22 protein-coding genes, 1 tRNA gene and 2 pseudogenes are annotated in these 26,985 nt (G+C 36.5%); 8 read left to right on the top strand and 17 right to left on the bottom strand.

Annotated elements, in window-relative coordinates:
* Positions 1-195: 195 nt before the first annotated feature.
* The 8 genes from ACFJIZ_RS21435 to ACFJIZ_RS21400 all read right to left on the bottom strand — a co-directional run bounded on the left by ACFJIZ_RS21435 (position 196) and on the right by ACFJIZ_RS21400 (position 5,300).
* Positions 196-1,440 carry an NAD(P)/FAD-dependent oxidoreductase gene (locus tag ACFJIZ_RS21435; RefSeq protein WP_379088895.1) on the bottom strand — a complete coding sequence of 415 codons (1,245 nt, stop codon included), beginning with the start codon at positions 1,438-1,440 and terminating at the stop codon, positions 196-198.
* 125 nt (positions 1,441-1,565) lie between these two features.
* Complete coding sequence (locus tag ACFJIZ_RS21430) at positions 1,566-1,784, bottom strand: hypothetical protein (protein ID WP_379088891.1); 219 nt, start codon at positions 1,782-1,784, stop codon at positions 1,566-1,568.
* Positions 1,742-2,527: an SAM-dependent methyltransferase gene (locus tag ACFJIZ_RS21425; protein WP_379088888.1), complete on the bottom strand. Its 786-nt coding sequence runs from the start codon at positions 2,525-2,527 to the stop codon at positions 1,742-1,744. Before ACFJIZ_RS21425 ends, ACFJIZ_RS21430 begins: the two co-directional genes overlap by 43 nt.
* A 156-nt stretch (positions 2,528-2,683) precedes the next feature.
* The gene (locus tag ACFJIZ_RS21420; protein WP_379088885.1) at positions 2,684-3,484 is read right to left on the bottom strand and encodes a DUF1295 domain-containing protein; all 801 of its coding nucleotides are present in this window, start codon (positions 3,482-3,484) and stop codon (positions 2,684-2,686) included.
* Between the two features lie 59 nt (positions 3,485-3,543).
* Positions 3,544-3,873, bottom strand: coding sequence for a DUF1475 family protein (locus ACFJIZ_RS21415; RefSeq protein ID WP_379088882.1), 330 nt, complete (start codon positions 3,871-3,873; stop codon positions 3,544-3,546).
* 11 nt (positions 3,874-3,884) lie between these two features.
* The gene (locus tag ACFJIZ_RS21410; RefSeq protein WP_379088879.1) at positions 3,885-4,136 is read right to left on the bottom strand and encodes a hypothetical protein; all 252 of its coding nucleotides are present in this window, start codon (positions 4,134-4,136) and stop codon (positions 3,885-3,887) included.
* Entirely contained in the window at positions 4,093-4,614 is a 522-nt protein-coding gene (locus tag ACFJIZ_RS21405; RefSeq protein ID WP_379088876.1) for a hypothetical protein, read from the bottom strand. Before ACFJIZ_RS21405 ends, ACFJIZ_RS21410 begins: the two co-directional genes overlap by 44 nt.
* A 188-nt stretch (positions 4,615-4,802) precedes the next feature.
* A complete protein-coding gene (locus ACFJIZ_RS21400; protein ID WP_379088873.1) occupies positions 4,803-5,300 on the bottom strand; it encodes a phosphoheptose isomerase in 498 nt (165 codons plus the stop codon).
* A gap of 243 nt (positions 5,301-5,543) precedes the next feature.
* On the opposite strand from ACFJIZ_RS21400, the gene ACFJIZ_RS21395 reads away from it, so the two are divergent.
* Positions 5,544-7,196, top strand: a complete 1,653-nt coding sequence (locus ACFJIZ_RS21395) for an O-antigen ligase family protein (protein ID WP_379088870.1) — start codon at positions 5,544-5,546, stop codon at positions 7,194-7,196.
* A 136-nt stretch (positions 7,197-7,332) separates the two neighbouring features.
* Positions 7,333-8,127, top strand: coding sequence for a hypothetical protein (locus tag ACFJIZ_RS21390; RefSeq protein ID WP_379088868.1), 795 nt, complete (start codon positions 7,333-7,335; stop codon positions 8,125-8,127).
* Positions 8,128-8,884: 757 nt separating this feature from the next.
* On the opposite strand, the gene ACFJIZ_RS21385 is transcribed toward ACFJIZ_RS21390, so the two are convergent.
* Positions 8,885-9,196 (bottom strand): hypothetical protein, encoded by a 312-nt coding sequence (locus tag ACFJIZ_RS21385; protein ID WP_379088865.1) that lies wholly within the window; start codon positions 9,194-9,196, stop codon positions 8,885-8,887.
* An 843-nt stretch (positions 9,197-10,039) separates the two neighbouring features.
* On the opposite strand from ACFJIZ_RS21385, the gene ACFJIZ_RS21380 reads away from it, so the two are divergent.
* Together ACFJIZ_RS21380 and ACFJIZ_RS21375 are read left to right on the top strand one after the other, a co-directional pair.
* Positions 10,040-11,395, top strand: coding sequence for a putative sensor domain DACNV-containing protein (locus ACFJIZ_RS21380; RefSeq protein WP_379088862.1), 1,356 nt, complete (start codon positions 10,040-10,042; stop codon positions 11,393-11,395).
* A 205-nt stretch (positions 11,396-11,600) separates the two neighbouring features.
* Entirely contained in the window at positions 11,601-12,512 is a 912-nt protein-coding gene (locus ACFJIZ_RS21375; RefSeq protein WP_379088859.1) for a hypothetical protein, read from the top strand.
* Positions 12,513-13,065: 553 nt separating this feature from the next.
* Here the strand turns inward: ACFJIZ_RS21375 and ACFJIZ_RS21370 are convergent.
* Positions 13,066-14,118, bottom strand: a complete 1,053-nt coding sequence (locus tag ACFJIZ_RS21370; protein ID WP_379088856.1) for a helix-turn-helix domain-containing protein — start codon at positions 14,116-14,118, stop codon at positions 13,066-13,068.
* Positions 14,119-14,270: 152 nt separating this feature from the next.
* Between ACFJIZ_RS21370 and ACFJIZ_RS21365 the strand changes: the two genes are divergently transcribed.
* Together ACFJIZ_RS21365 and ACFJIZ_RS21360 are read left to right on the top strand one after the other, a co-directional pair.
* A complete protein-coding gene (locus ACFJIZ_RS21365; RefSeq protein WP_379088853.1) occupies positions 14,271-15,824 on the top strand; it encodes an AAA family ATPase in 1,554 nt (517 codons plus the stop codon).
* Positions 15,825-15,835: 11 nt separating this feature from the next.
* On the top strand, positions 15,836-16,666 hold the full coding sequence (locus tag ACFJIZ_RS21360) for an AAA family ATPase (RefSeq protein ID WP_379088850.1): 831 nt from the start codon (positions 15,836-15,838) through the stop codon (positions 16,664-16,666).
* A gap of 277 nt (positions 16,667-16,943) precedes the next feature.
* Here ACFJIZ_RS21360 and ACFJIZ_RS21355 read toward each other — a convergent pair whose 3' ends face one another.
* From ACFJIZ_RS21355 to ACFJIZ_RS21340, 4 genes are all read right to left on the bottom strand, one after another.
* Entirely contained in the window at positions 16,944-17,978 is a 1,035-nt protein-coding gene (locus ACFJIZ_RS21355; RefSeq protein WP_379088847.1) for a reverse transcriptase family protein, read from the bottom strand.
* 205 nt (positions 17,979-18,183) lie between these two features.
* Positions 18,184-18,501: a hypothetical protein gene (locus tag ACFJIZ_RS21350; protein WP_379088844.1), complete on the bottom strand. Its 318-nt coding sequence runs from the start codon at positions 18,499-18,501 to the stop codon at positions 18,184-18,186.
* Positions 18,498-19,346 carry a hypothetical protein gene (locus tag ACFJIZ_RS21345; RefSeq protein WP_379088842.1) on the bottom strand — a complete coding sequence of 283 codons (849 nt, stop codon included), beginning with the start codon at positions 19,344-19,346 and terminating at the stop codon, positions 18,498-18,500. The genes ACFJIZ_RS21350 and ACFJIZ_RS21345 overlap by 4 nt, the downstream gene beginning before the upstream one ends.
* Positions 19,347-20,347: 1,001 nt before the next feature.
* Positions 20,348-20,421: transfer RNA gene (locus ACFJIZ_RS21340), tRNA-Ala, on the bottom strand.
* 166 nt (positions 20,422-20,587) lie between these two features.
* Between ACFJIZ_RS21340 and ACFJIZ_RS21335 the strand changes: the two genes are divergently transcribed.
* Positions 20,588-21,955: a sensor histidine kinase gene (locus ACFJIZ_RS21335; protein ID WP_379088839.1), complete on the top strand. Its 1,368-nt coding sequence runs from the start codon at positions 20,588-20,590 to the stop codon at positions 21,953-21,955.
* Positions 21,945-22,391 (top strand): response regulator, encoded by a 447-nt coding sequence (locus tag ACFJIZ_RS21330; RefSeq protein WP_379088836.1) that lies wholly within the window; start codon positions 21,945-21,947, stop codon positions 22,389-22,391. The genes ACFJIZ_RS21335 and ACFJIZ_RS21330 overlap by 11 nt, the downstream gene beginning before the upstream one ends.
* Positions 22,392-22,549: 158 nt before the next feature.
* Here the strand turns inward: ACFJIZ_RS21330 and ACFJIZ_RS21325 are convergent.
* The 3 genes and pseudogenes from ACFJIZ_RS21325 to ACFJIZ_RS21315 form a co-directional block, all read right to left on the bottom strand.
* Positions 22,550-24,844 (bottom strand): annotated as a pseudogene (locus tag ACFJIZ_RS21325) (GH92 family glycosyl hydrolase).
* Positions 24,845-24,877: 33 nt separating this feature from the next.
* Entirely contained in the window at positions 24,878-25,543 is a 666-nt protein-coding gene (locus ACFJIZ_RS21320; RefSeq protein ID WP_379088833.1) for a basic secretory protein-like protein, read from the bottom strand.
* Between the two features lie 18 nt (positions 25,544-25,561).
* Positions 25,562-26,976, bottom strand: a pseudogene (locus ACFJIZ_RS21315) (glycoside hydrolase family 125 protein).
* Positions 26,977-26,985 lie beyond the last annotated feature (9 nt).

The following is a 26,985-nucleotide window of genomic DNA, read 5'->3' as shown; positions in this document are numbered from 1 at the left end:
TTAATTTAAATAATTTTGTCATTCTGAGTGAAACGAAGAATCTATATTATGGAAAGAGATTCTTCACTGCGTTCAGAATGACAAAGCAAAAAATATCGAGATTATAAATCCTGACCAACATAACAAGCTAAAAAACATTAGCCTCAAAACCTATTCCCCCATCCTCCTCCATTTTCCCTCTTACATCTTCCATTATCATAGTTTTTCACAAAGTTTTACCGCACTTTTATAGGCATCTTCGTGGAAACCATATTTAAAATAACTGCCACAATAATAAACCGGACCGGCTTCGTTCAATAAATACAACTCCTTTTGGGCCTGCATAGCAGGTACGTCAAATAAGGGATGTTCGTAAGCAATTTCCTTGATCACTTTAGTTTGATCTAATGTGGTCGAAGGATTGATCGATACAAAATAATCAACCTCATCAGATACCCCCTGCAGTTTATTCATCCAATAAATTGTACTCGGCACCAAAACATCTCCTTGTTTTTCTACGCGGTAGTTCCAACTGCTCCAAGCCAGTTTTTTCTTTGGCATTTGTTTTTGGTCGGTATGCAAAACTGCCTTATTGGGCTGGTACTTAAATTTTGATAACAATCTTTCTTCATCAATGGTTTTATCTTTAATGAGTTGATACGTTTGATCTGCATGACTTGCCATTACCACTTTATCAAATTCAAATTGATCTCCATTTATTGTGGTCACCTTTACCTTTCCATTTGGCAATCGTTCTACGGCAATTACTTTGCTGTTTATTTTGATCTTGTCTTTAAATGGTGCGATCAGTTTTTCGCGGTAGGCCTGACTTCCCTGATGTAAGGTATACCACTGGTGTTGGGTATCAAGTCCTAAAAAGCCATGGTTTTTAAAAAAACGGATCAGCGATACTGCTGGAAAATCCAAAATCTGTTCCATTGGTGTAGACCATACTGCAGAACTCATCGGAATCAGGTATTTCCATAACATATCTTCGCTATAGCCAAACTCTTTAATGTATTGCCCCAATGAGTGATTTACGTATTTTGAATCATCTAAAATTTTTACACTTTCTTTGTTAAAACGATTGATCTGCAACAGCATCTTTAAAAAAGTAGGATTAAAGATATTCCGTTTTTGGGCAAACAGGTGCCTCATACTTGAACCCGAATATTCCAATCCGTTGGGTAGGTATTGCACACTAAAAGACATGTCTGTTTTTTTTACAGGCGCATCAATCTCTTTAAACAACTCGCACAAATGTGGGTAGGTCTGGTAATTGAAAACCATAAAGCCCGTATCGATATAAACAGGTTTTCCGTTTTCCATTACGGTAACCGTATTGGTATGTCCGCCTATATAATCAAGCTCTTCAAAAAGGGTAATATCATATTTTTGATGTAGGAAATGTGCACAGCCCATTCCTGCTATTCCTGTACCGATAATTGCTAGTTTCTGCATTCTTAATTAGATATGAGTATTGCGATATGAGATTTGAGACAAGTTGGCCAAACCTTATCCCTTAAACCTTTTCAAACAGATAATGGCAAACCATCCATTCGTTTCCTTTATTGTAATTGAACAATTCAGCACAAGCCATATAAAACAAACGCCAATATACCCACCATTTTACGGCCTCGGCTTTGCCATAAGTGTTGGCTAAAATCGGCATGATCTTTTTTATGTCTGTCCATATTGCTGAGCCAAGCTTCTGATGTTTTACCATAATTGGTTCCGTTTACTACCCAATGCTCGCTGATCTTCAGGTCGTCGTTAAAGTAAAAGAACAAATGGTTAGAAGGCATGATCCACCTGTAAAAAAGTATTTGCTCATCCAATCGCTCTCGTCTACCACTTCATATTTATAGGCTAAAGTTTTGTGTGTAAAAATGTGTACAAACAACTTTCCATCTGGCTTTAAGAACGAGGCTACTTTGGCCAGCAACAATTTATAGTTGCGCATGTGCTCAAACATTTCTACCGAAACCACCCGATCAAAAGTATCAGCAATGGTAAAGGTGTTCATATCAGCGGTAAGTACAGTGAGGTTTTGTATTCCTCGTTGTTTGGCAGCATTGTCGATAAATATTTTCTGCGTGGCCGAATTGGAAACTACGGTAAATGTACTTTCTGGAAACTTGGCCGACATATACAAAGACAATGAACCCCAGCCACAACCCAGTTCCAACACATTTTGTCCGTTCTGCAATTCGGCTCTGTTACAGGTCAGCGCCAACATATCGTCTTCAGAGGTATCAATATCTTTTACCCCCGGGTTCCAATACCCACTGCTGTATTTTAAGTTTTTGCCTAAGCAGTATTGAAAAAATTCGGTGGGCAACTCGTAATGTTGCTCGTTGGCATCGGCGGTATTTACAGCAATCGGCGATGATTTCAATTCATTGACCAAGTTCATGAATTTTCGCTGCTGCAATTCCTCATCACCAATGGTTTCATCGGCTAAGCGCTGTTTAAGGAGTTTTCTAATACCAGCACGTAAAACTGTATCTGGCAATTGATCGTTTTCTAAAAATTTATCGTACCACATATAACGGAAAAGGGTTAATGGAAGATGTAAGAATCATATGCTAAAGGTTAATTGATGGAAGATGTAAGAGCTTTGATGGAAAATGGATTCGAGAAATGATGACGGGTTTTGCATTCTGCACATCTTACCTTTTCCATTCCCATCTTACATTTCATTTCATCCATCTTTTTTAATCCAAGGAAAAAAAGCACTCGTTGTTTCTTGGTATTTTTTATAGGCTATAGGTTTGCTGCGTAAATTCTGTTCTTCGTTATTTGGTACTCCGGTAACTTTTAACAATAGGTATAAAATAATCGCGGGACTGATAATGGCCAATATGCCCCATGGCGAAGCTAATGCAAAAACAAAATAGCCCATCCAGGTTAACCACTCAAAAAAATAATTGGGATGGCGGCTGTAATACCAAAGACCCCTATCACAGACCTTGCCTTTATTGTTTGGGTCTTTTTTAAACTTTGCCAATTGTTGGTCGGCAATCATCTCTCCGAAAAAAGCAATTGTCCATATGGCCACACCAATATATTCTAAAATATCAAGTTCTTTAACAGGGTTTGCCGTAATGATCAAAAAAGGAATGGCCAGGATCACATTGGAGATGGCCTGAAATTGAAAAAAGAAGAAAAAATTGCGATCGGCTTTTTCTCCCCATTCTTTACGCAATTGTTGGTAACGGCCTTCCTCTTCAGCCAAATGGCCGATTACCCTTTGCCAAAGGTGCAAACCCAACCTTACTTCTGCCAGCAAGAACATGCCACAGATCAATAGTTTGCGCGTTTCAAAACCATCAGATAGGAAAAACACAATCAGAGTAATTACAGGGAAGTTGAGTGCCCAGAATACATCTACAACACCTGCATTTTTGATTTTCTTTGCCCATAGCCAAACCAAAAACATAATGGTACAGCAGGCAACTAGACAGAGTAGTGTAATGAGCAGTAGCGCGTTAATTTGTGGCATACGGTAAAGCATAAGTAATTTACTACTAAGCAAGAACCTTCTACCTTAAATCTTTCGCCTTATGTCTTACTTAATAATTCTTTAACACCTTCGCCTGTTTTTAGTTTGAAAAGTTGGATCAAAACATAAGAACAGGTTGCAATGCTACCTAAACATACGAATAAAATCAGCCAAAGGATTTTAAGAAACACAGATTTTTCTTTATAAAACATCCACAAAGTGATGATAAAGATATTGGCATAGAAATCCCATAAGGTGGCCCTCATCCAGGGGATAGACCCCAGAAAATCCCATTCCTTAAATAGGGAACTCTCTAAACTGGTACTGACCACTACATAGTTTACCCAAATTAAAAGGGCGGAAAAGACAATTTTTAGGGTAGTGATCATAAGCTTTGGTTTTAGATTTTTCTGATCTTAATGATACGCATCCAATGTAATACCTTCATTACTGGATAGGTAGGATCAAACTCCCACCAACGGGTGGCAAAGTTTGGACTGTTTGGTTTTTTGTGGTGGTTGTTCTGAAACAATTCGCCCATCAACAGAAAATCCCAAGGAAGCGAGTTTTTGCTATGGTCTTCATTATCATGATTGGAATAACCATATTTATGTCCGCACCAATTTACAATAGCTCCATGCAAAGGTCCCATCAAAAAGTGGATCGGCAACAATAAAAACATCCACCAATGGTTGGCAAAAATGATGTAAAATCCAATGTAGAACAAACCACATCCAATTCTCCAGGATCCACGAATCGCCAATGCGATCTACTACTGGCCACTCAGGATAATTGCCCCTAAATGCAGGTTCTGGTTCTATTTTAAAGTGTAGGTAGTTCATGTACATGTTCTTTGTAGCAATCATCATCCCAAACACATCCTTAAAAAAATGTGGCGAATGTGGGTCTTTCTCCGTATCACTATAAGCATGGTGCATCCGGTGTAAAATGGCGTATGCCCTCGGATTTAAAAAAGAAGAGCCCTGCGAAATCAATAGCACAAGGTAGAAGAATTTTTCCCAGAAGGGTTCCATCTTAAACATCTTATGCGAAGAGTAACGGTGCAGAAAAAACGTTTGGCTAAATAACGATAAGAACCAGTGGGCTAAAAAGAATATTAAGATGATCATGTAAAGACTGTGTAAGGTATAAACGGATTTTGAACGAGTTTAGTTTTCTGTTGATTCTAAAGGTCCGTAAATCCGTTGATACGGTAACCTGATTAAAGCAATCCATGCAGTAGCCTGTCTACAATTGTTGTAGAAATAATTACTGTAGCTAGTTTTGCGCATATAGATAGCTGACTGTAAAAAGCGGATTATCTTCCAAAGTCGTCTTGTACACGAACGATATCACTTTCGTCTGATGGATTTTCGGCATCGGTATGTTGCCAGATTTCGGCAACTACGCCCCAATCGTTCAAACCGATCAAACGGTGACGCTCACCTTGTTGTAATTTGATCCTATCTGTAGGATGGTATTCTTTTACCTCTCCTTCTTCGTCGGTTGGACTGGTTTTGATACCCACAGTACCTGTAACTACTTGCCAGATCTCGGCCCTACGATGATGATACTGCCATGAAAGGCGTGTATTTGGAGCTACAATTAAGATTTTCGGACTCAATTTACCACCAATTTTAAGGCTATCAACATTTAAGCCATCAAAATAAGTATCTGCAAACTGTTGTGCCTGTGCTTCATCAATTACAAAAAAGCCACCCCAAGGACGGGTTTCATCGCGGTTTACGATGTTAAAACCTTCAATTTGTAGGCGCTGGGCAACGGTATCGAATATATCTGTTTTTTGAGTTTCCATATTGTTGTAAAAATACGGCTTACAAATTAAAAAAGCCCCTAAGAGCTTTATATTTTTTTCAAAAGATTTATTTTTTCTTGGACCATGCATATCTTAAATTATAGAAGATATATCTTTTCCTTTGTAGAATTTAGTTTTTTTGTTTTACTATTAGCAGTATATTGCTATGTTATTCAAGTTCATAATTTATTTAATTTTTAGTTGCTTCATTAGAAGAAACTTCCCAAATCAATCAAGCCCCATATGACGGAAACTACACTCTCTTCCAAAGTATTATTATTACTTTTTTTTATGGTGTCTTTATTTACCATATTACATGCTCAACCCTTAATCAACCACGCTTACAAAATAGAGTTCAATACATTAGTTATTGTCTATTTTTGGATGGCAATTGTGGCTTGTTTTCTCTATGTAAAAGAAATATGGATCAATAAATATGACATATTTTTTTTCATAATAACGGTCAACCTTCTATTGATTACATTTATAAATTATGACCATAGAAGTGATTTAAGCCATATTGAAAATGTGGGTTATGTATTTTTGATTTACCTGCCAGTAAGAGTTGTAATGGGATTAGACCATCTTACACAAAAACTTAAAAAGGAACTCTCTATCCTATTTATCATTGCCCTATCCATCATCTTAGCAAAATCTGTCTTATCTACATCTTGGTTAAATAATATAAATGGAGGTACTTTTAACTCTACCTACTTTTCAAATTACATCTGCTTATTTGTTCCTCTCTTATACCATATTAAAAAGAACATCCTTACTAACACATGGCTTAACAGGGCTGTAGATGCCATTATTATTTGCATTATTATTATTTGTGTAGTTAACCAAGCCCGAGCAAGTGTTATTGGTTTAAGTATTTTTATTTTATGTCAATTAAACTTCCGTGAGATTTATAAACAGCATAAAGCTTTATTATTTGCTTTTCTAATCGGAGGCTTTGCTTTGTTATCCTATTTCTTAATTGGCAATAAAATTGCCTCTGCAACTGGTAGGTTATTTATATGGGAGAATGCATTGAGCTTGATTAAAGAACACCCACTTGGAATCGGATTGGGAAATTTCAAACAAGAATATACAGTACTTCAATCCAGGATTATAAGTGAGAGCAGTTTTAATTCTAAATTCTTACTCGCAGACATTAACGATTATGCTTTTAATGACTTACTTCAATTTATTATAGAAGGGGGAATACAAATGATTTTTCTTCTTATGTTTCTTTGTTATTCTATTCTAAAATCAAAAAATCGGCTGTTAATTTCATCTACCCTCCTTGTTTTTATAATCTCTTCAACCTCTTATACCCTACATTCTTTTCATTCATTTGTTATCGTTATCGTTCTCTTTTGTTTGTTTACGAAAGATGAGGTTTCTAAAAGAAAGATAAGCGCACTTTTTTATATTCCTACTTATATAGGTTTTTTATGGGCAATCTTATCTTTTATCTCTTATTACAGTCCAAAAACTGAAGCGAACAACATGTATAATAACCTCTTAAATTCATACCGAAAACTAGATAATAAATATCTGTATGACTGGGGTGCAGAAGAATTTAAAGATGGAAATTTTAAAGAGAGTATCCTATTATTAAAACAATCAGGAATTGAAGATTATGATATAGATGCAAATCTCTTACTCGCACAATGTTATGAAAATATAAACAATATGGCCGCAGCTGAAAAACATTATGTAAAGGCAAACCACATATTACCTAGAATGTTTAAACCAAAGCATTATCTACTGAAATTCTATTTATCGACCAACAGGGAAAAAGAAATTATCAATATTGCTAATGAAATTATAGAAACTCCAATAAAAGTCTCTTCAAATGAAATTCTTACGCTTAAAAAACAAGCAACAAAGATATTACAAAATAAATAGTGGCTAATTATAATTGATAACACCTTATAAACTACCCTTTTGCTTAAAAAAATAATCTTAAAGGGAATTCTGAACAATAATACCTAAATTATTAGTAGATTTTATATAAATTAGGGAAACCTAAAACACTTAAGATATGAAATTAAAAAAACTATTATCAATTGGAATCCTTATGTCTATTCCTACCTTTCTATTTTTCATCTCCTGTAAAAAAGAGCCGCAAAACACAAAAGAAGAGCTAAAACTTAAAGGAAAAGATTTTAGAACGAAAGTCATGTCAGGTTCATGTAGTGGCTCTGAAACCAATCAAACAAGGTGGACTGTAGAGATTTATCATGATAACGATACACTTACAGGTCTAAGAGTTACAGAACAGATTGAGTATTATTGTGATGGGCTTTTATTGTCAACTTATAGAAGACTTATGGAGAGAGAAGAATTTTGGGTACAAGTTGATACATCTCAGTATAACGTTCCAGGTCCGCAAGCCTCCTACACTACTTGTTCTACTAATCGTTTCGACGTTAATAATATTCTTCATTTTAATCCTGGTTTAAGGCAAATGGACAGAAGTGTTCTGGAGCAGATCTATGCTAAAGTGCAAAATTACCATGACTACGATTATAATGGCTCGTATGTATTAGCTGATTTAAATACTTATGGTTATGGCAGTAATGACAAATTGATTTACGCAACATTTGGCTATCTTGCCAGTTCTGTATTGGGAAGTGTCAAGGCCAAAGAAGCATTTAATAATGTTCCATCAACTTATGGGGGTTCATACCAACCTTGTGACTTCTCTATTTATCAAAATGCTGCAGTGGCGGGAGCAAATTATTTTTCATCACACTATGAAGCTTCATCTGATATTCTCACTTTGCAACAAGCCTTTGCTTATTATTTAGACCGAATCGCTTCACATACCTTATAATTCATATAATCTAACATAAAGTATAAAAAACTTTTACACTGCCTCTAAGCAACTTAGCAGCAGTAACAAAATATTTAACCTCGTCTTGTCGATTTTAGTGCTCATTTTAATTATCTGGAAATTAACATTCCTAATGAGGTGGGTTAATGGAATTTGGTTTATCCTACTTTATGGATAAACCAAATCTCCACTATCTTCAAAATATCCCTTAATCAACTTACTGGAAGTTATTTCAGGAATGGCACATCTTTTTTTGTAAAGCTCACCGACATTAAGACCTCAAATTCCTATTCTGGCTGATAAACGGGTTACAATATAATCAGGAAGCCTACAACTTTAAATACACTTTTTTGAACAATATTGTGATATTGCTGAAGGCTAAGCCTTAAAGGTTCTGATTTAATATTTAGGAGTTATATTATGACCCCTTACTAAGCAAAAACGGCATCATAAAGATTTGATTAGTTTTGTGCTTTCCTATAAAGTCACTGCAGTCGCGGACGGTTTGGAGAAACTGTATTCCAACACTGCTATTTTCAGTTCGAACAGCAGTTTGTGTCTGCCTTATATCTTATGGTATGAATCAAATAGACCTCCAATTTCGAAGATTTTTATATTTTATCAAAGCGGATGATAATTTGCTTCCTTTTCTCGACAAAACTAAAAATATATTGGTAGACAACAGCAACTTTAGCTATACGCCATACAGAACAACTAAGGATTGACAACTTAAGCTGGACCTTAACTAGGCTTAATCTTAGACTTTATTTTCTTCTTTACCTATAGTTAATTCTATTTGAGATTGTGTCAATCTATTATTCTCTTCAATCGATTTGTATATCCCTTTGAGCAATTGTATTTGTTCATCTTGTTTTTTGATGATCACTTCGACTTTCCAATACCAAAGAAACGCCTGTCTTAGTACCATGAATATCACAACACAAATACCAATACCTAATAAAATGCCAACCACACTGCCTATACCAGAATTATTAGGCTCGGAGTATGCTTGTCCAAAACTTGCTAAGGGCAGCAAGGAAATCAATGCTAAAATTGTTCTTTTCGTCATACGGTTAAATTTAGTTCAATTGCCAAATAAAGTCATTGTTTTGATCACTGCGGTACGGTAAACCATAAAAGATGTTAGTTTCTGGGTAGTTTGTTTTCTATTGAAATAAAATAAAAATGCCCTTAAAAATTAATTTAAGGGCATTTAAATAATAGGTGGAGAATATCGGACTTGATATCGCCTCAATAGCTTCATTCAAACGCCGTTTTTGATGCTCTAAGAGCGGTTTTTTATTTATCATTTTGGGTAATTTGGCTGAGTTTTGGCTGAGTTTTTTATTAATTATTGAAATTAAAGATAATCAAAAAACAGTATTAAAACTAATTCTAAGCCACATTTTATATCTATAACGTGTCGATTATATTATTATCTACAACTATTATTTGGCTACAACCATCACATCCTCCAATTCGATATTTGATTTTCAGGCTCTGAGCTTTTGTCTGTGGAATACAGATTTTTATTGACCCACCCTTAGGAGCAGGGGGACAGTCTTGGCTGAATACCAGACTGGAAAAGCAGAGCAGAGTGAGAAGCGGTAAGTAGAATTTCATATTACCAATTGATAATCAGCCAAGTAAAGATATCAATAAATATTAATAAACAATAATTGTATTACAACGATTATCGATTTTTTCAATCTCAAATTACAAAGAATAATGATAAATATCTTGTCCTGAAATAGCTCGTCATTAATTCAAGCCAAAAATAAAAACAAAAACAGAAAAGACTGTATCGGGCGAGACAGTTTGGAACGAAACAAGGTGGAGACGTTTACGGAAACACAGTTTAAAAAGTGTTCGAAATTATTTTGAAATTATTAGCTTTAAGCAAATCTTACTTATGAATAGCTATCACGCCAAACCTAAGGAACTTGCGATGTATGTCTTCAAATATTTAGAACAGACTAAAAAGAAGAATAAACCATCAATTCCCACACTAGAAGAATTATTTGATGTGATGTTTTATGCAAGCATGAACACTGAAGAAGGGGAAATGATCAAAGTCAATATCATTTATTTTAATCCGAACTCATGGTGGCATCCAACTAATGAAAATTTACTAAGTGATGAGTGGCGTTTTGCAAAATTTGATATGCCAATTGAATTTAACATTAAGAATTTGGTTAAGCTAGCAAAAGCAGCAGATCCATGGAGTAGTTCACTAGCCGTATTTGCAGATGATTCTCATAACTTACAAATCTATGGGATGATAGACCAGTCACTTCATACACAAAGTTACATGAACCATGAAACGGACTTTAAGCCTGATCAAGCCGGTATTTTCCAGGCAACTATCACAGGAATTGGTAATTTGGCAGTTATATATAGATTTGACCTAATCGCGACTTTAAAACATAATGTTCTAGTAACTGAATTTTTAGATGTATTAAGGTCCGGTCCTATTGCTCAATCAATAAAAAGTAGAACTGAATATCAAAGGAAAGACCTTGGTAGTTTTAGGTTCAATAGTAAAATCCATCTAGAACATCAAAACTTGCTGACTAATGTATGGAGAAGTGCAATATCAAGATTACTTATTCATGTTCGCAATTACAATCATGGAGGAGCAATTTTAATTACCGATAATTTCGATGAGATAAAAATTAAGTATCCTATTCAATATGGTAGATTAAGCCATGTTATTTACCATTTTGCGCTCACCACCAAGAGTAACGAGAGTTTATTAAAACAAATTCAAGACTTTGGAGATTCACCAATCGACAATAGTAAATATCAAATGTCAAAAATTTTCGAAGAACTCTTAAAATCTTCATCAAACGAACTAAAAGGTGCTATTCGCTTCATAGCTTCTCAAAGTTGTGTGGATGGTCTAATTATATTCAATAATAAACTTGATGTTGAAGGTTTCGGAGGAGTTATTAAAAAAATTGACCCTCCCGAAACAGTTTACCAAGCAGATAATGCCATAATAAGAAAATCAAAATTAATAGAACGATCTACAAAGGAGTTTGGAACAAGACATCAATCAATGATTTCGTTTTGTTGGCATAATCCAAATTCTTTCGGGTTTGTAATCTCGCAAGATGGAGATATTAGGGCTATAAAAAAAGTTGAAGACAAACTTATAATTTGGGAAAATATCAAAACGCAACGGTATTTAAAAGTAAAGTCTAAAAATCGTGTATTGAAATCTTGGCAATCTTTTGAGCAAATTAATTTTATAGATAGTCCATAACCGTAGGTTGATTGTCAATTTCCTAACTCCCCTGTATTTCCATTCAACAAATAATCATTTCCGTTGATACGATAATCACAAAAAATTGATTACCAGTGGATTAATTCGTTAATATCGAAATTTTTAAGCGACCCGCATTTTTGAGAGCGATAGGAATTTAATGCTATAAAATCTCATTTGCTCAACAAATCGCTATATTAGAGTTATGCCGAAAGAGGTGTTAAAATATGAAAGACGCGTAATTGCTTACATCGACATTTTAGGATTCAAACAAATTGTTGATGATACAATTATGGCCAATGGAAGACCTAGCCAGCCAAGGATTAATTGGGTATTGGAAGTTTATAAGATTTTCAATATAACTGTAAAAGGGAAATTCTCCGGTGACGTTGTAAATGATTACAAGCCACAATCTATGGTTGTTACATATTTTTCAGACACCATAGTCATTTCAGTGAAGTATAACGACAAGCATGATGCCTCGCGGCTAATACATTTTGTAAAAATGATGCAGGCCACTCTAGCAGACAGGGGAATTTTTTGTAGGGGTGCAATTACAGTCGGAAAAATAATTCATACTAAATCCATTATCTTTGGCCCAGGCCTTATTGACGCGTATACACGTGAAAAAAATGACGCAATATTTCCGAGGATTATAATTGACCAAAAGCTTGCGAAAAGGCTTATCGATGATTGTGTAGTGTGGGTATTGGGAATACATGGTGCATTTTTTTTCAAAGTTCCTAAAGAGGTTGTTAAAGAGGACGAAGATGGCCAATACTATATAGATTACTTTGTTTTATATACTCCTGAGTGTCGAGAATTTACTTCATCTGAACAAATGTTTCATTTATTGAATAGTGTTCGACTCGCTACGGTTAATGAAATAGCAATTTCTCATCTCAAGGATGATAAACACATCATGAAAAAATATCAATGGATGCGTAGGAAATATAATGAAGCATTAAAGCTGTATAAAGAGGAATACTTAGAATTTCTTGAAATGGTGCCAGGCGTATCCTATGAATATTGCTTAAAAATAAAACGACTTAAAACGATAGATGAACTGGAAATTAACAAGGCGGTAAAATACTGGATAAAATACTGGAAATCATAAATAGGTAATATAAATGATTTTTTATTTATCATCGATAATTATAGCCATAACTTATGTAAAAAACCTTGTCTATTCAATAATATGCTTACCAAGTTTAATTTACCATCGCAGGTATTTAAAGGGCTTTTCAAAGCATATTAAATAAAGGGTGTTGAACAGGGACAATATTTTCAGAATAGCATTTAGAACATCTTCAATTACTGGAAACAGCATTATTCTTCGCAAGTGGCTTGGCTGACTTCTGGCTGCTTAAATCCAATTAATTACCACGAATAGCTCAATATCAGTAATTTAAGTTTACATTGGAATGTATGCAATATTTTCCTCTAACAAGTAGTTTCGCTAGGCGACAAGAGGGAAAACTAGAATTACTTTAGAGATGATTTACATGTTTAGAAAGAACCAAGGCGAAATAAAGCGTAAAAGTTGATCGGTTTTATTGTTAACAGCCATAACTTCAATAATTGGAGGCGGGACTTAATTGGAACAATTTTGGAGGGTTTATTGGAATAGGTCGTTTTTAGGAATCCTTATCAATATAATTTTCAGTATCCTAGAGGTCTCTTGATTCTAGGAATTCTTTAATCTCGTCTTCCGGTAAAACAAAAGAAAAGGTTTTCGGTCCATCAGCAAAGTCATTGCTTCTCACAGTGATTTCAATTTTTATATCTGCCGGCTTTGAGAAAACAAGCGCAATCTGACCATTAAAGATGTCAGTTTGTATACCTTTCTGCTTTACACGAAGTGCTGTGTGCGTGCCTTTTTTTGGAGTGATTTCATAAATAGAATAATCGCCATGATTTTTAAACTCCACATTCATATCCTTAATAACAAATGGAGGCATCATCTTATCTAAATGAGGTGTGTAAGCGAACAAGCTTTTATCGCGGCTATTATTGTACAATTTATATTCCTCATCTTGTGCACACTTTGCGCTAACACGTTTATTGTTATAAATTTTGGCCTCAACATCCAAATCGATAGAGGTGTTTGATAGGTTTTTTGCATCAACCCGTAAGTGTTTTATATAACCGGCATAACTAAGTTCTGAAGATTTGAAACCCCACAGTGAAAACTCAAAATCTATATCATTGCTACGGTCCTTGGCGGCAGAACGGCCAGCATATATTTTCTCTAAATCCTCGCGCCTTAATTCTCGTGTGGATGTACCTGTCCTAACAAACCCGGTGCCGATTCGGTAAATGGTTCCTTTCTGATACGTATCCTTATATTCTTTCTTAAATAAATAAGGCCCTTTACTATTGTCAAATATCCTGAAATAAGCCAACCGGTTTCCTAGGTGAATAATCTCTTTGTATTCAAAATTTATTTCGGGCTCTATATATTGATTTAAAAATTGTTGGTAAGATGCTTGGTCATGCAATTCGTTAATAGGCTTAAAACCAATCGCCATTCCATTTTTTTCTTCAGCTCCTATAATAATAAACTTATCTTCTTTGCTGCTGAGGTTCGCGAATGCGCATATATCCTTTAAAAATTCACCTTTCTTGCTATCGCCTTTTCCAATAGGATACTGTTCTAGCTTAAAATCCAACTTTGTATTCTCACTTTCGTTTTCAATCAGATTGATAATGGTTTCTTTCATGACATTTCTATTGCTATAAATTTACAAATTTTATGTAATTACCGGTAAGTATGAGAATTAGCATAGGCGTTGCCTAGACAATGGGAGCCAGAGAATGCTAATTGTTTAGTTAAATGGATTAACCTACCTTTATAACAACCAATTAAAACTTTATGATTCATAAAATTGAAAGCCTCGTATCTATCGGGAAATTTGGAAATTACCAGGCCAGCGGAGATGTCGCATTCAAAAAGTTAACTCTTTTCTATGCTGACAATGGTAGTGGAAAAACGACAATTTCTTCGGTGTTCCGCTCTTTGGCAGAAAACGACCCTACTCGAATAGCAAAGCGAAAAACGATAAGTTCGATGACGCCTCAAGGTGTGAGGATAATTCAACGGCCAAACGGTACGACAAACAATATCGCTCATGTCTTTACTGCCAATTCATGGGGTTCACAATATGCCAATATTGAAATTTTCGATATACATTTTGTAGACGAGAACATCTATTCAGGTTGCAGTTTTAACGACGATCATAAAAAGCAACTACATCAATTCGTTATAGGTGCACAAGGTGTGGCAATTCAACAGCAGCTAGATCAAAATAAAACTGATAAAACCAATTCGAGAAACACACAAACGAGCCTTGAAAATCAGATTATTTTGACTGTGGCTAATGGGCTCACCCAAAGTATGCTTACCCAGTTCCTGGCTATTAGCCCAAATAAGGCAATAAATATAGATGCGAAGATTACCGCTGCGACAGCATCATTAGCCCACGCTAATTCAAATGCAGTCATTCAAACGCTGCAATTATTAAGCAATCAAACAGCAATCAACCTTAATATTGATTTTCAGGCATTGCTCAATGACCTTCAAACAACAATGCAAAGTCTTCAAGATGAAAGTTTGCAGCAGCTCTTCGATCAGCATTGCGAAAATTTGGAAGAACATGGAATCGCTGAGCCCAAAGCATGGTTGAATAAGGGATTCAAATATCGTCTTAGTCAAACAGAGAGTGGCGAGCCGTCCCACTGTCCCTTTTGTAAGCAGTCGTTAGATACGCCAACGGATATTATCAATGCTTATACCGAGGTATTTAACGCCATATTTAATGAATACTTAGCTAGATTGCAAGGGCATCTTCAAAAACTGGGAGAAATAAACTTGGATGTTGAGATACAGCGTATAGAAAGTATTGCAAATGCCAATAATAGTCGGATCACCTCCTGGGCAACGCACCTTGCTGCCGGAACAATCCAACCGTTAACAGTGATAATAAATGATGCACAGGTTTTGCGTGATGGGCTTGCAAACGTCATTAGCTTAGTACAGCAAAAAATAGCAAATCCATCTGTGGCCGTTAACACAACTAGCTTAAGTAATTTCGAAGACCAGATAACGACAATAACCAGTGCCGTAACAACACATAATCAGCAAGTTGCATCAGCAAACGTAGCCATTACTACTTTTAGGGTTGGAATTCAGACAGTGGTTCAGGCACAGACAGAATTAAATGAACTTACACGTATCAAAAAGAGGTTTGAACCTACCAATGCTGCCATTTGTATCCAACTTCAAACAGAACGTGGTACACTTAAGGGTTTGGAAACAGCCTATACAGCGCTTGCCCAACAACAGCAACTGGCGGCACAAGCTTTCTTTACCACATACAAAGATCGATCAACCATTATTTACACAATATATTCAAAACACCATTTCTGATAGATAATGTAGTGCATGTTGGCCCTCAAGGTCGAGGAACACAAAATAAAGTAAATTATAAATTAACACTAAATGGGCAGGAAATATCTTTCGATGCAAGTCAGCAAAACAATGTAAAAGATTGCTTAAGCGAAGGGGATAAAAGTACCATTGCGCTGGCATTTTTTTTGTCCAAACTTGATATTGATCCAGCTAAGGCTGATAAGATATTAATATTTGACGACCCGCTATCTAGTTTCGACAGTAATAGGCGGATGTATACGGTTCAACTTATTCACAACCTGCTTCCACAAATCAAGCAGATTATTGTGCTTAGCCATAATGAATATTTTCTTCACGAGATTTATAAAAGAGTTGCCGCCGTTGACCGAAAAACGTTGCGTATCTATCAGAACTATCAAACAGGTAGTTCGGGAATTGAGGATTTCGACCTTAATAAACTGGTAGAAAATGATTATTTCAAACATTTGAAAGAACTAGAAGATTTTCTCCAGCATCCTGATATTCTAAAAAAAGATATTGTTTTGGGCTGGCTGCGTAATGTTCTAGAAGCGCATATTCGCTTCAAATTTCACCGCCAGTTGAGGGAAATCCCACAAAATGACCAAACCTTTGGAAGGATAATCACTCATCTTACTACTACCGGCGTAGCTTTTCGGGACAGCAATACACGGAATGTAATTGATTTACTAAAACTGATCAATAACATATCATGCAAGCCACACCACGGAGAACCAACGCCAGATTATGTCGCGCTAGGAGTTGACCCTGCAACCATAAACGAAACGGAGTTGTGTCATTTCATAACCGATACGATTAATCTAATTGACAATAGGCTTTAGCACCGTATTTAATACTATGAACCCGAATTAAAAAAAAAAGAAATATTAAAGAGGCTATCAGAAAAGCAATTTAGACAGGAATTGATCATCCCAGTAACTCTAGTGTCTAATAGAGAGGGTTAGTATAAAATTATATTTTAGAGATTATAGAAAATTTGTTTTACACAGGTCATCGAAGGTTTACCACATGTTCCTTTAGGATAGTGATTAAGAATATAACCTTTCCATCCCCCTTCTTTCAATATCAGATGGTCAATTAGCTATGAGAGCTAATATCTCAAGCTTCAGGTTTCGATTTTAATTCCGCCTTAAGAAAATCACTATAATCAACCATTTCCTTGTCCCCATCATTTAATTGTAAAACAAAATTAACCTTACCAAGGAGGTGCCTTAAATAGTTTGACTTAGTATTCTTGGTGTTTTTTAAATGCCCTTCTAGAGTGAATTTCTTTATAAAATAAATCTCTTGTCTAATTTTGTCTCTATATGATTTTGGAGCTTGGATAGCATCATTTACAACAATACCTGTTACTTCTTGACGTACGTTCTGTCCCATAACTTTTACTTTCTCCTTATTTAACTTGAGGGAAAGTTTTGACAGTTCAGTATTTACATATTCAATTGATGCATTTATATCCATTTTACCTGATAATGTGATATCATCCGCATACCTTGTGTATCTTAAGTTATTAGATACTGCGTATTTTGAAACTTGCGAGTCAAATGTTCTTAGGTATAGATTTGATAGATAGGGACTAGTTGGAGCACCCTGAGGTAAATATTCGTCACAGCAACATAGCTTACTTAGAAGATTGGCAACATTTGAGGAATAACCTACCCCTTGGAAAATTTGTTCGATTGATGGCCTTTTTATGTTTGTAAAGAAGTCCTTAATATCTAAACTGAGCACCGTTTCTTTTCCTTTATGGTACTTAACGTTGTCTAATAGAGATCTTTTCTGTACATAAGCCTTTGCAAACCTACTAACTGGGATAGAATATAATAGTTCTTCAAGTATCCAAATCTGTATTTCCTTTAAGCTTGGTAAAGGTTCTTTAAGGTATCTTGGTTTCTTATTTTTTTTCTTAATTGGGAAAGATCGATAGAAATAATCAGTGTAAAGTACCGCTCTTTTGATGAAATTTTTCCTGTACCCAACCAGAACCGACAAATTTGAGGTATTGAAAATAACTGGAAGATTGTTTTCAATCAGAGGTCTTGCATAGTTAAGACACTTTTGAACATTCTCCTCAGAGTAACCAGCTTTAGAAGCCTTTGAACGGAAGAGGTGTTCGTAATTGTCAAAAGTCATCTTTTAAATTTCATTAGGGCTCGGTAAAAGCCCGAGCCCGTTAGAACAAAGCGTTTAGTATGGAACAAAATGTTTTGGAGGGGTCCCTGAGGCTCTGCCTTGGGGAGGAAAAACTTTTGGTTCATGCTAAACGCAATAGCTTGAAAGATCATTCTGATACAGGACCGATGAATCACCGCCCCGACGCTGGCACACAGCGTAATATCTAAAAAGTAAGTTCTCTTTCGTTAGGTAAATATATATCATTTTTTCCCATCTTGCTAATCTTATTTTTCACATCGGGTAAAATCCAGTCCGCTTTATTAGTGCTTTTAAAATTAACCCATTCCTTGTTAATTTTAGTTTTGCCTGCTGTTGTTAGTTTAATCTCATCATCAACAAACACTAATAACTTTAATTCAAGACCGGTATTTATGAGATCGCCTATTTCTTTAAAGGAAACACCCTCCTTTAACATTTGTCTAACATCGCCGTTCTTTTTTACGATTGTCAATAAGATATATAATAGTCTTTCGTTTATCATCTTAAAAATGGAGCTTTATAAACTTTACCACCCTTTCTATAGCTCATCCAAAAAATCGGGAAAGTGTTGTTTGGTGTCCTATGCATTGAAACTAAAGCCTCTGATTTATTATAACCTAAGGAATATTGACCGATTTTAGGAATAAAATCCTCGATGCTCCTCATGATTGAAATTTTTGCTTCAATTTCAGAAGAAGCATAAAAGTCAGATATTCCTTTGGTTCTTGTATGTGCACTATAATATGATATTTTTAGCTCTTTCACTTTCGATAAACTTTCGGCTTGTGTCACTAGCGTTAAAACATTTATTACTTCCGCCTTTAACGTCTCATTTTTCAAAATTTCCTCAACAGTAATTTTTAGGGTATCTCCAGAGCCTACGAAATCATCAACTAAAAACAATAAGTCCTTGGGGCCAAATTTGATCCTTTTTATTTGAGTATAACTATCAACAACCTCAAAATTAATGTGTTCATATCTCTTACCTGCAAAAGTAACCGATCGAAACATATATAAAAAGGGCATTGAACTTTTGGCCTTACCAATATCCTTTGGTTTAACGATTGGGAATACAATAATTTTTTCACAAGAAGCTAATTTTGCATCTTCAACAATTGTTAGTTGATCTAAAATGGCTTGAAAATATTCATTGAAGCCAATCCAAAGATATCTTTTAGCTAAGTCCAAAATAAGATTTTTTTGCTCGTCTGAAAAATTTACTAGCATGTCCATAAAGCTTTTATAAGCCTGTTCCTGACCAGATTTTGAAAACCAGTTGTTTTGCGTAAAAATTTCGTGAAGAGTATGCATATCCTTAACAGATACTTTAGAGTCGTCAATTGTCATTGTACGCAAAATAGAAAAAATATGAAACTTAAAATAATTTAAATAGATTAATGAGAATATAAGTTGGTTCAAAAAAGAATATCATATGTGTTTTAGTGCATTGAAGTTTTTTTTATATAAGTTTACTTAAATATAAGTTTACATGACTGCAGATAATAGCGCCTCTTCAAATTCTGTAGCCGATAATCTTAATTCTGGAGATCCAGGCGATGATGTCTAATTAAGATTTCGCTATCAAAACACTTATGCAGGAATTATATCACTAATGATGTTAGAGGATGCCCAGCCTTATTGCCCGCAAGGGCCGCCCGATATTTTTGAGAATATCAGGTAGCCCTTGTCCAACTAAGAATTGCTTTTAGCTCAACGCATTTACACCAATTTGCAAACTCCTTGCATAAATAAAAGGTAGCTTGTGCCCTTGATATAGCGTTCCTATCATAATAATTTCATGCCCTATTATTTGTGTTAAATAAATTATTCTCCACTATTATTTTCTAAGAATGAATTTTTATAAAGACTAATTCAAACATCAATTTTATTTCATTATTATATTATCATAATTTATCCCATATGGGTAAAATTATTTGGAATTAATCTTGTAGATAAAGACATTAATGCAACCTCCCATAGAAGAAATCAAACCACTCGAAAACCATAATTAGCTATCTATCAATTTTTTATATGAAATATTAGTTACCCTAGTTGAAAAAGTAGACAAGCTCAATAACAAGCTCGAACAATTTTCAGACCTATCAAAAAAGATTACGGAAATACATAAGCTACATTTTCCAGAGTTTATCCAGAAAGAAGAAGACTTAACAAAAAAATTTCTCGCAGAGATCATACTTGGTATCCCAAAAAGACGTAATAAACGTAAAGTAATTGGGAAAGAATTATAGTTCCGGTTAAACAAAAAACACCTTTAGATATACTCCAAAGGTGTTTTTCGATTGCCATAATAAAATTTTGGACTTTTCTTCCCATATGGGAAATTTAGGTGGAGAATATCGGATTCGAACCGATCACCTCTTCACTGCCAGCGAAGCGCTCTAGCCAAATGAGCTAATCCCCCAGGTGTGGGATGCAAAAGTAATTAAAAGTTTAACGCTTGCAAATTTTATTTTAATCTCTTTAGTGATCTTTATCAAGAGACAAAATAGCTCATAAATTCCGCTCTCTCATTTTATTTAACTAAAAATTAAGGCGTATATTGCATTTCACTCTCCTACTTTAGTTACATGTTTAGAATAAGTTATATTGATAAAAACATTACAAAAATATTAGCCAACGACCCCGATCCCTTAAATATGGTAAGGGCAAGATTTTTGGCCCACGGTCTTTCTGCAAGCCTGATTGTGCTGTTGCTTACCCTTCCTTCTTTCTATATCCATGAGCAATACCTCTTGTTTTTCCGTTCTGTAACAATCATTTTGGCACAGGCCGGACTGATATGGGTATTGTTAAAAACACCCAAATGGAAGTTGGTGGCCCACCTTACCTGTATTATTGTAGCGGTATTGATCTGGTCTAACTTGTTCATCTTTTTGCAAGGTATCAAAATCATTTCCCTGCAATTTATGTTGCTATTGGTGGTGATGAGCTATTACCTTTTGGGAATTAAATGGGGGGTATTTTATTCGTTGCTCAGCATTCTCTTTATGGGAATCAACTTTGCCCTTTATGGGCAAGAGGCGATGCTGACCATCAACAACCAGATAGAGGTAGACAACTACAGTTTTTTGACCGTTTTTGTGTTCAACTTTTTATTGATCATCTACATCCAACATCATTTTTTTTATGCTTTTAACGACACCATCAAACAACTAAAGATCAAACAGGCTGAAGAAAAGAAGCTCAACGAAAAACTACAGGAAACCATCACGGTATCAGAACAGCTCTCTAAGGCAAAGACCAATTTCCTCTCTACCATTTCGCACGAGCTGCGCACCCCACTTAATGGGGTAATTGGCATGAGCAATCTGTTACTTTTAGACAATCCCCGAAAAGATCAGGAAGAGAATTTGAATATCCTTAAATTTTCTGCCAACAACCTCTTAAGCCTGATTAACGATGTGTTGGATATCAACAAAATAGAGTCTGGAAAAGTAGACATTGAAAAAACACCTTTTGGGGTTTACAGCTTGATCCACAATATTTTTGCAGGATTTAAAAACAGAGCCGCAGCAAAAGGCTTAGGTTTTACTTTAGATTGCAGCAGTGAATTAAACGACCTAGGCGTAATAGGCGACCCCACTCGGCTTACCCAGATCTTAAATAACTTGATCGAAAATGCCCTAAAATTTACCAAAGAGGGAAAGATCAACCTTACCATCAAAGTAAAAGAAAAAATGGACCAGAATATTAGGCTCTATTTTTGCGTGAGTGATACAGGGATTGGGATTCCGGCAGAAAAGCAACAAATGGTATTTGAATCTTTTTCGCAGGCTTCTACCAGTACCACACGTAACTATGGCGGCAGTGGCTTGGGTTTGTCTATTGTGAAGAACCTGCTAGAGTTACACGAAAGTAATATTAACATACAAAGCGAGGTAAATGTGGGCACATCATTTACTTTTGAAATTGTTTATAAAACATTTGATCTTTGATCAAAACATACCTATAGAACCGAACAACAAAAGCATTGAAGACATGGACATTAGCAGTTTAAAAGTTCTGATTGCCGAAGACAATCAGATGAATACTTTATTGATGCGAAAACTATTGGCCAAATGGAATATCACCCCAGATTTTGCGGGCAATGGCTCGGATGCTGTTGAGGCCTTCAAAACAAACAACTACGACTTGATCTTAATGGATATCCACATGCCGATCATGGATGGATACGAAGCCTCGAGTATCATCCGGAATTACAGTGATACTGTAAAATCTAACGTACCTATTATCGCTTTAACTGCGTCTGTAGCCTTAGATGTAAGAAATAAAATAGCCGAGGCCGGCATTAACGATTATGTATCGAAACCTTTTAATCCTGAAGAACTGAGGACAAAACTGGAAGAAATAGCTTCGCATAAAAGTGCTTAACTAAAAGAGGGTAACCATAAGGCTACCCTCTTTTTTGTCTTTTTGCTAAGCATATGTTCTTCAAATGGACAAATTGTAATATTACATTGAAGCATTGTTATTTAACAATACAGCCTCGCAACTTTACAATGGCTACTGTAAAGCTGCAAGGCATGATTTTATTTTTTTGCTGTAGAAAAGGAATAGGGGAAAGCGCTTTCTTTTACACCTCTTGTTTTGTTGGGTGTTGCGGTCATACTGAAATCCAATACCGCCCCTTTTTGCAGGGCTGAATGACTTAACCAGTTTTTATCATAAGTCACTCCATTAACCTTTAAGCCCCCCACATACTTGTTATTGGCATTGTTGGCTGGTGCATTGATCACTACGGTTTTACCATTCTCTAAGTTCAATGTTATCTTTTTAAATAATGGCGCACCAATTACATACTGGTCTACTGCTGGCGTAACCGGATAAAAACCCATGGCCGAGAATACGTACCAAGCTGAGGTTTGTCCGTTGTCTTCATCGCCGCAATAGCCATCTGGTGTAGCTTTATACATCCTGTCCATGGTTTCGCGTACCCAGTACTGTGCTTTCCAAGGGGCACCACCATAGTTGTACAGGTAGATCATGTGTTGTATGGGTTGGTTACCATGTGCATATTGGCCCATGTTGGCAATCTGCATTTCACGGATTTCGTGATCACACCTCCGTAATAACTGTCATCAAATATCGGCGGCAGGATAAATACAGAATCCAGTTTATTCACAAACTTTTCGTTTCCACCCATCAGTTTGGCCAAACCTGCAACATCTTGAAAAACAGACCAAGAGTAGTGCCAACTATTGCCTTCGGTAAAGGCATCGCCCCATTTAAAAGGGCTAAACGGCGATTGAAAACTTCCATCTTTATTTTTTCCCCTCATTAAACCAGTAGAAGGATCAAAAAGATTTTTATAGTTCATTGCACGTTTGGCATAGATGCCAATCTCGCTCTCAGGTTTGCCTAAAGCTTTACCCAATTGATAGATCGCAAAATCATCATACGCATATTCTAAGGTACGGGCAGCATTTTCATTGATTTTTACATCGTATGGTACATAACCCAATTCGTTGTAATACTTTACGCCTTTACGGCCAACGGCTGTCATCGGGCCTTCGTTATCTGCTCCATGTTTAACGGCCTGCCACAAGGTTTCGATATCGTAACCACGCATCCCTTTGATATAGGCATCGGCCACTACAGAAGCAGAGTTGTTACCGATCATGATGTCGGCAAAACCAGGACTGCTCCACTCGGGCAAAAAGCCACCCTCCTTATAATCGTTGATCAAACCCTCCTGCATCTCTTTGTTGATGTCGGGATAAACTAGATTCAAGAAAGGATACAAGGCCCTAAAAGTATCCCAGAAACCTGTGCCTCCAAACATATAACCTGGCAATATCTTCCCATTGTAGGGGCTCCAATGTACGATCTTGTTGTTGGCATCAAGTTCGTATAATTTGTTAGGGAAAAATAGGGTCCGATAAAGTGACGAGTAAAAAGTTCTGGTCTAATCCACCGTACCCCCCTCTACTGCCACCCTACTTAAGGTTTTGTTCCAGATGGCTTTGGCTTTGGCTTTAGTGGCATCAAAACCATCCTTGGCCAATTCTCTTTTTAAACTGATTTCTGCTTGTTCAAAACTGATAAATGAAGAGGCTACCTTGGCATGTACTTTCTCTCCTTTTGCAGTTTTAAATCCAATTATGGCGCCTGTATGGTCACTTTGCAATTCTAGATCGGTATCGTTTAATTTATTGCCCGACCAAGTTTTCGAAATTGAAAAGTCTTTGTCAAAATAGATCACAAAATAGTTCTTAAAATTGCTTGGCAATGGGCCACGGGCATATTTTGAAGTGTATCCCATAATTTTGCGCTCAGCAGGAATCGATCTTGATGTACGAACCTTTGTTCAAAGCATCTACCACAATAAAGGCACTATCTGTTTTAGGGAAAGTGAAACGGAACTGTGCAGCCCTTTCTGTTGGGGTAATCTCTGTCATTACGTTGGCATCAGCAAGGTATACGCTATAATAATAGGGCTTGGCAATCTCTGCTTTATGCGTAAACCAGCTGGCACGATCGTCTTCGGTAAATCTTAATTTACCGGTAACGGGCATAATGGCAAACTGTCCATAGTCATTCATCCATGGCGATGGTTGGTGCGTTTGCTTAAAACCGCGGATTTTGTCGGCATCATATTGGTAAGCCCAGCCATTGCCCATCTTACCTGTTTGGGGCGTCCAAAAATTCATTCCCCATGGCACCGCAATAGCGGGATAAGTATTGCCATTAGACAGGTCTGGTTTAGATTGTGTACCCATTAACGGATTGATCCATTCTACCGGATCAGTAATCTTACCTACAGTTTGTGCAGATAGACCTAAACCGGCAAAAACTAGGGTAAGTGTAAGTAATTTCTTGATCATTATAAATTGTATTGAATGAGCGGATATCAATTGTTAAGTGCCTGGGTTGGCTGCATAGGCAGTCCAAAGTTCGTCTACCGTTTTTCCGGTCAGATTGGTCCAGATCGTATCTTTATAGGTATGTGTACGCATGGCATCATCTAGTTTCACTACAATGCCAGGATTACTTTTTTCGAGGTAATTTAAAAACCTTGCCGTAATGCGGTAGGCATTTTTATAACTCTGTTCGGGCTTAAATGGGGTTAATGACCAATTGGCTCCTGCGTTATCTACTCCATATTTATAGCGTACATAATCTGCAATGCCCTCTGTTAGCCAACCTGGTCCGCCTCCTCTGCCATAATTCTGTACCACATGCATTACTTCGTGCGTCACTACATCAATATCGCCGGGGTGTTTCCTAAACCAATCGGGATTATACACAATTTTACCCCCACCTGTTGCTGCAACTCCCTTATAGGCCGTGTCTATACTAAAAGTAACCTCTTTTGCCGTGTTTTTGTTATAGGCATTGGCCAATACTGGATATACCTTAAAAAAGGTGGCTACCATCCGTTTTTTTAAGGCAGGATCAAAGCTCTGGTCGTTGTTTAAAAAGTTTAAGGTATAGCCTTTTTCTTTAAACACTTCTGGATTTTGTGCCTTGGCTGTACCTACACCCAATACTAAACACAGGGCAACGTGCAAGAGGTTTTTCATGTGATATTAGGTTATGGTTTATTTTAACAAGTGTGGTTTTTCATTGTATACCTTCCATAAAAACTCTCCAAACAAGGTATTTGCCCAAGCAAACCAACTGCGTGTAAAATCTTTCGGGTTATCTTTATTGAAACTCTCGTGCATAAAACCTTTACCAGCATGGGTATTTTTAAGCATGGTAATACATTTTTTGATTTCTGCATCGCTTACAGAAGTCATGCCTTGCATGGTGATCGCCATTGGCCAGATCATATCCGGACCAATATGCGGACCGCCTACCCCTTCGGCAAAAGTACCCTTAAAGAAATAAGGGTTATCGCTCGATAGGATAAACCGCCTTGTATTTTTATAGATTGGATCGTCTACTTTGATCGCCCCTAGGTAAGGCATAGACAATAGGCTGGGTACGTTGCTATCGTCCATCATGTAGGCACTACCAAAACCATCTACTTCAAAAGCGAACATTTTGCCATAGATCGGGTGGTCTTTAACCGCAAACTTCTTTAGGGCTGCATCAACTTCTGTAGCCAATGCGGTAAGCTTATCGGCCAAGATCTTATCGTTGTGTAGGGCAGTCACCATTTCTGCAGCTTGTTTCAAACTACTTACCGCAAAAAAGTTAGAAGGATCAAAAATGGATAGATGGTGGCATCATCGCTTGGGCGGAAAGAAGAACAGATCAGGCCTATGGGTTTTACCGGAAAACCATAACCATTCATCGAAAGTGTATCTGTTGGATACAGACTTTCGCGTTGGAAACGGTACGGACCTTTACTGGTTTTACGTTGCTGTTCTACAAATGTTTTTAAGGTAGCTTCTATGGCTTTTTTCCATTCGCCATCAAATGGTGCTTTATCCCCTGTTTTTTTCCAATAGTTATAGGCCAAACGGATAGGGTAACACAATGAATCTACTTCCCATTTGCGCTCGTGCACACCTGGTTTCATCGCTGTTTTATCATTTTTCCATTCGCCTATTTTATTCGGGTCATTGTAAAAGGCATTGGCATAAGGATCTTTTAAGATGTATTGGGTTTGACGATTGATTACGCCTGCAATCAGGTCTTTGATCTTCTTTTCTTCATTGGCAAACTGTAGGTAGGGCCAAACCTGTGCAGAGCTGTCGCGCATCCACATGGCATCGATGTCTCCAGTAATCACATAGGTATCTGGTCGGCCATTCTGTAAGCTATAAGTTACCGTGGTATCTAAAGTATTTGGGAAACAGTTTTCGAACAACCAGCCCAACTCTTTGTCGGCTACATTGGCCTGAAAGGTTTTAATGGCATTGTCTACCGCAACACTTGTAAAATGGCGCTTTTCTAGAGCAACCCTTACTACCGGAAAATCAGGTGCGGCTGCAAACGAGAACTTAGATGCCAGTACACCAGCACCTAGCAAACTTGTATTCTGTATAAATGTTCTTCTTTTCATATCTATCTT

It is taken from the genome of Pedobacter sp. UC225_65, assembly GCF_042698365.1.
In the GTDB taxonomy this organism is placed as follows: Bacteria; Bacteroidota; Bacteroidia; order Sphingobacteriales; family Sphingobacteriaceae; genus Pedobacter.
This window is presented reverse-complemented; position numbering and strand designations above follow the sequence as displayed.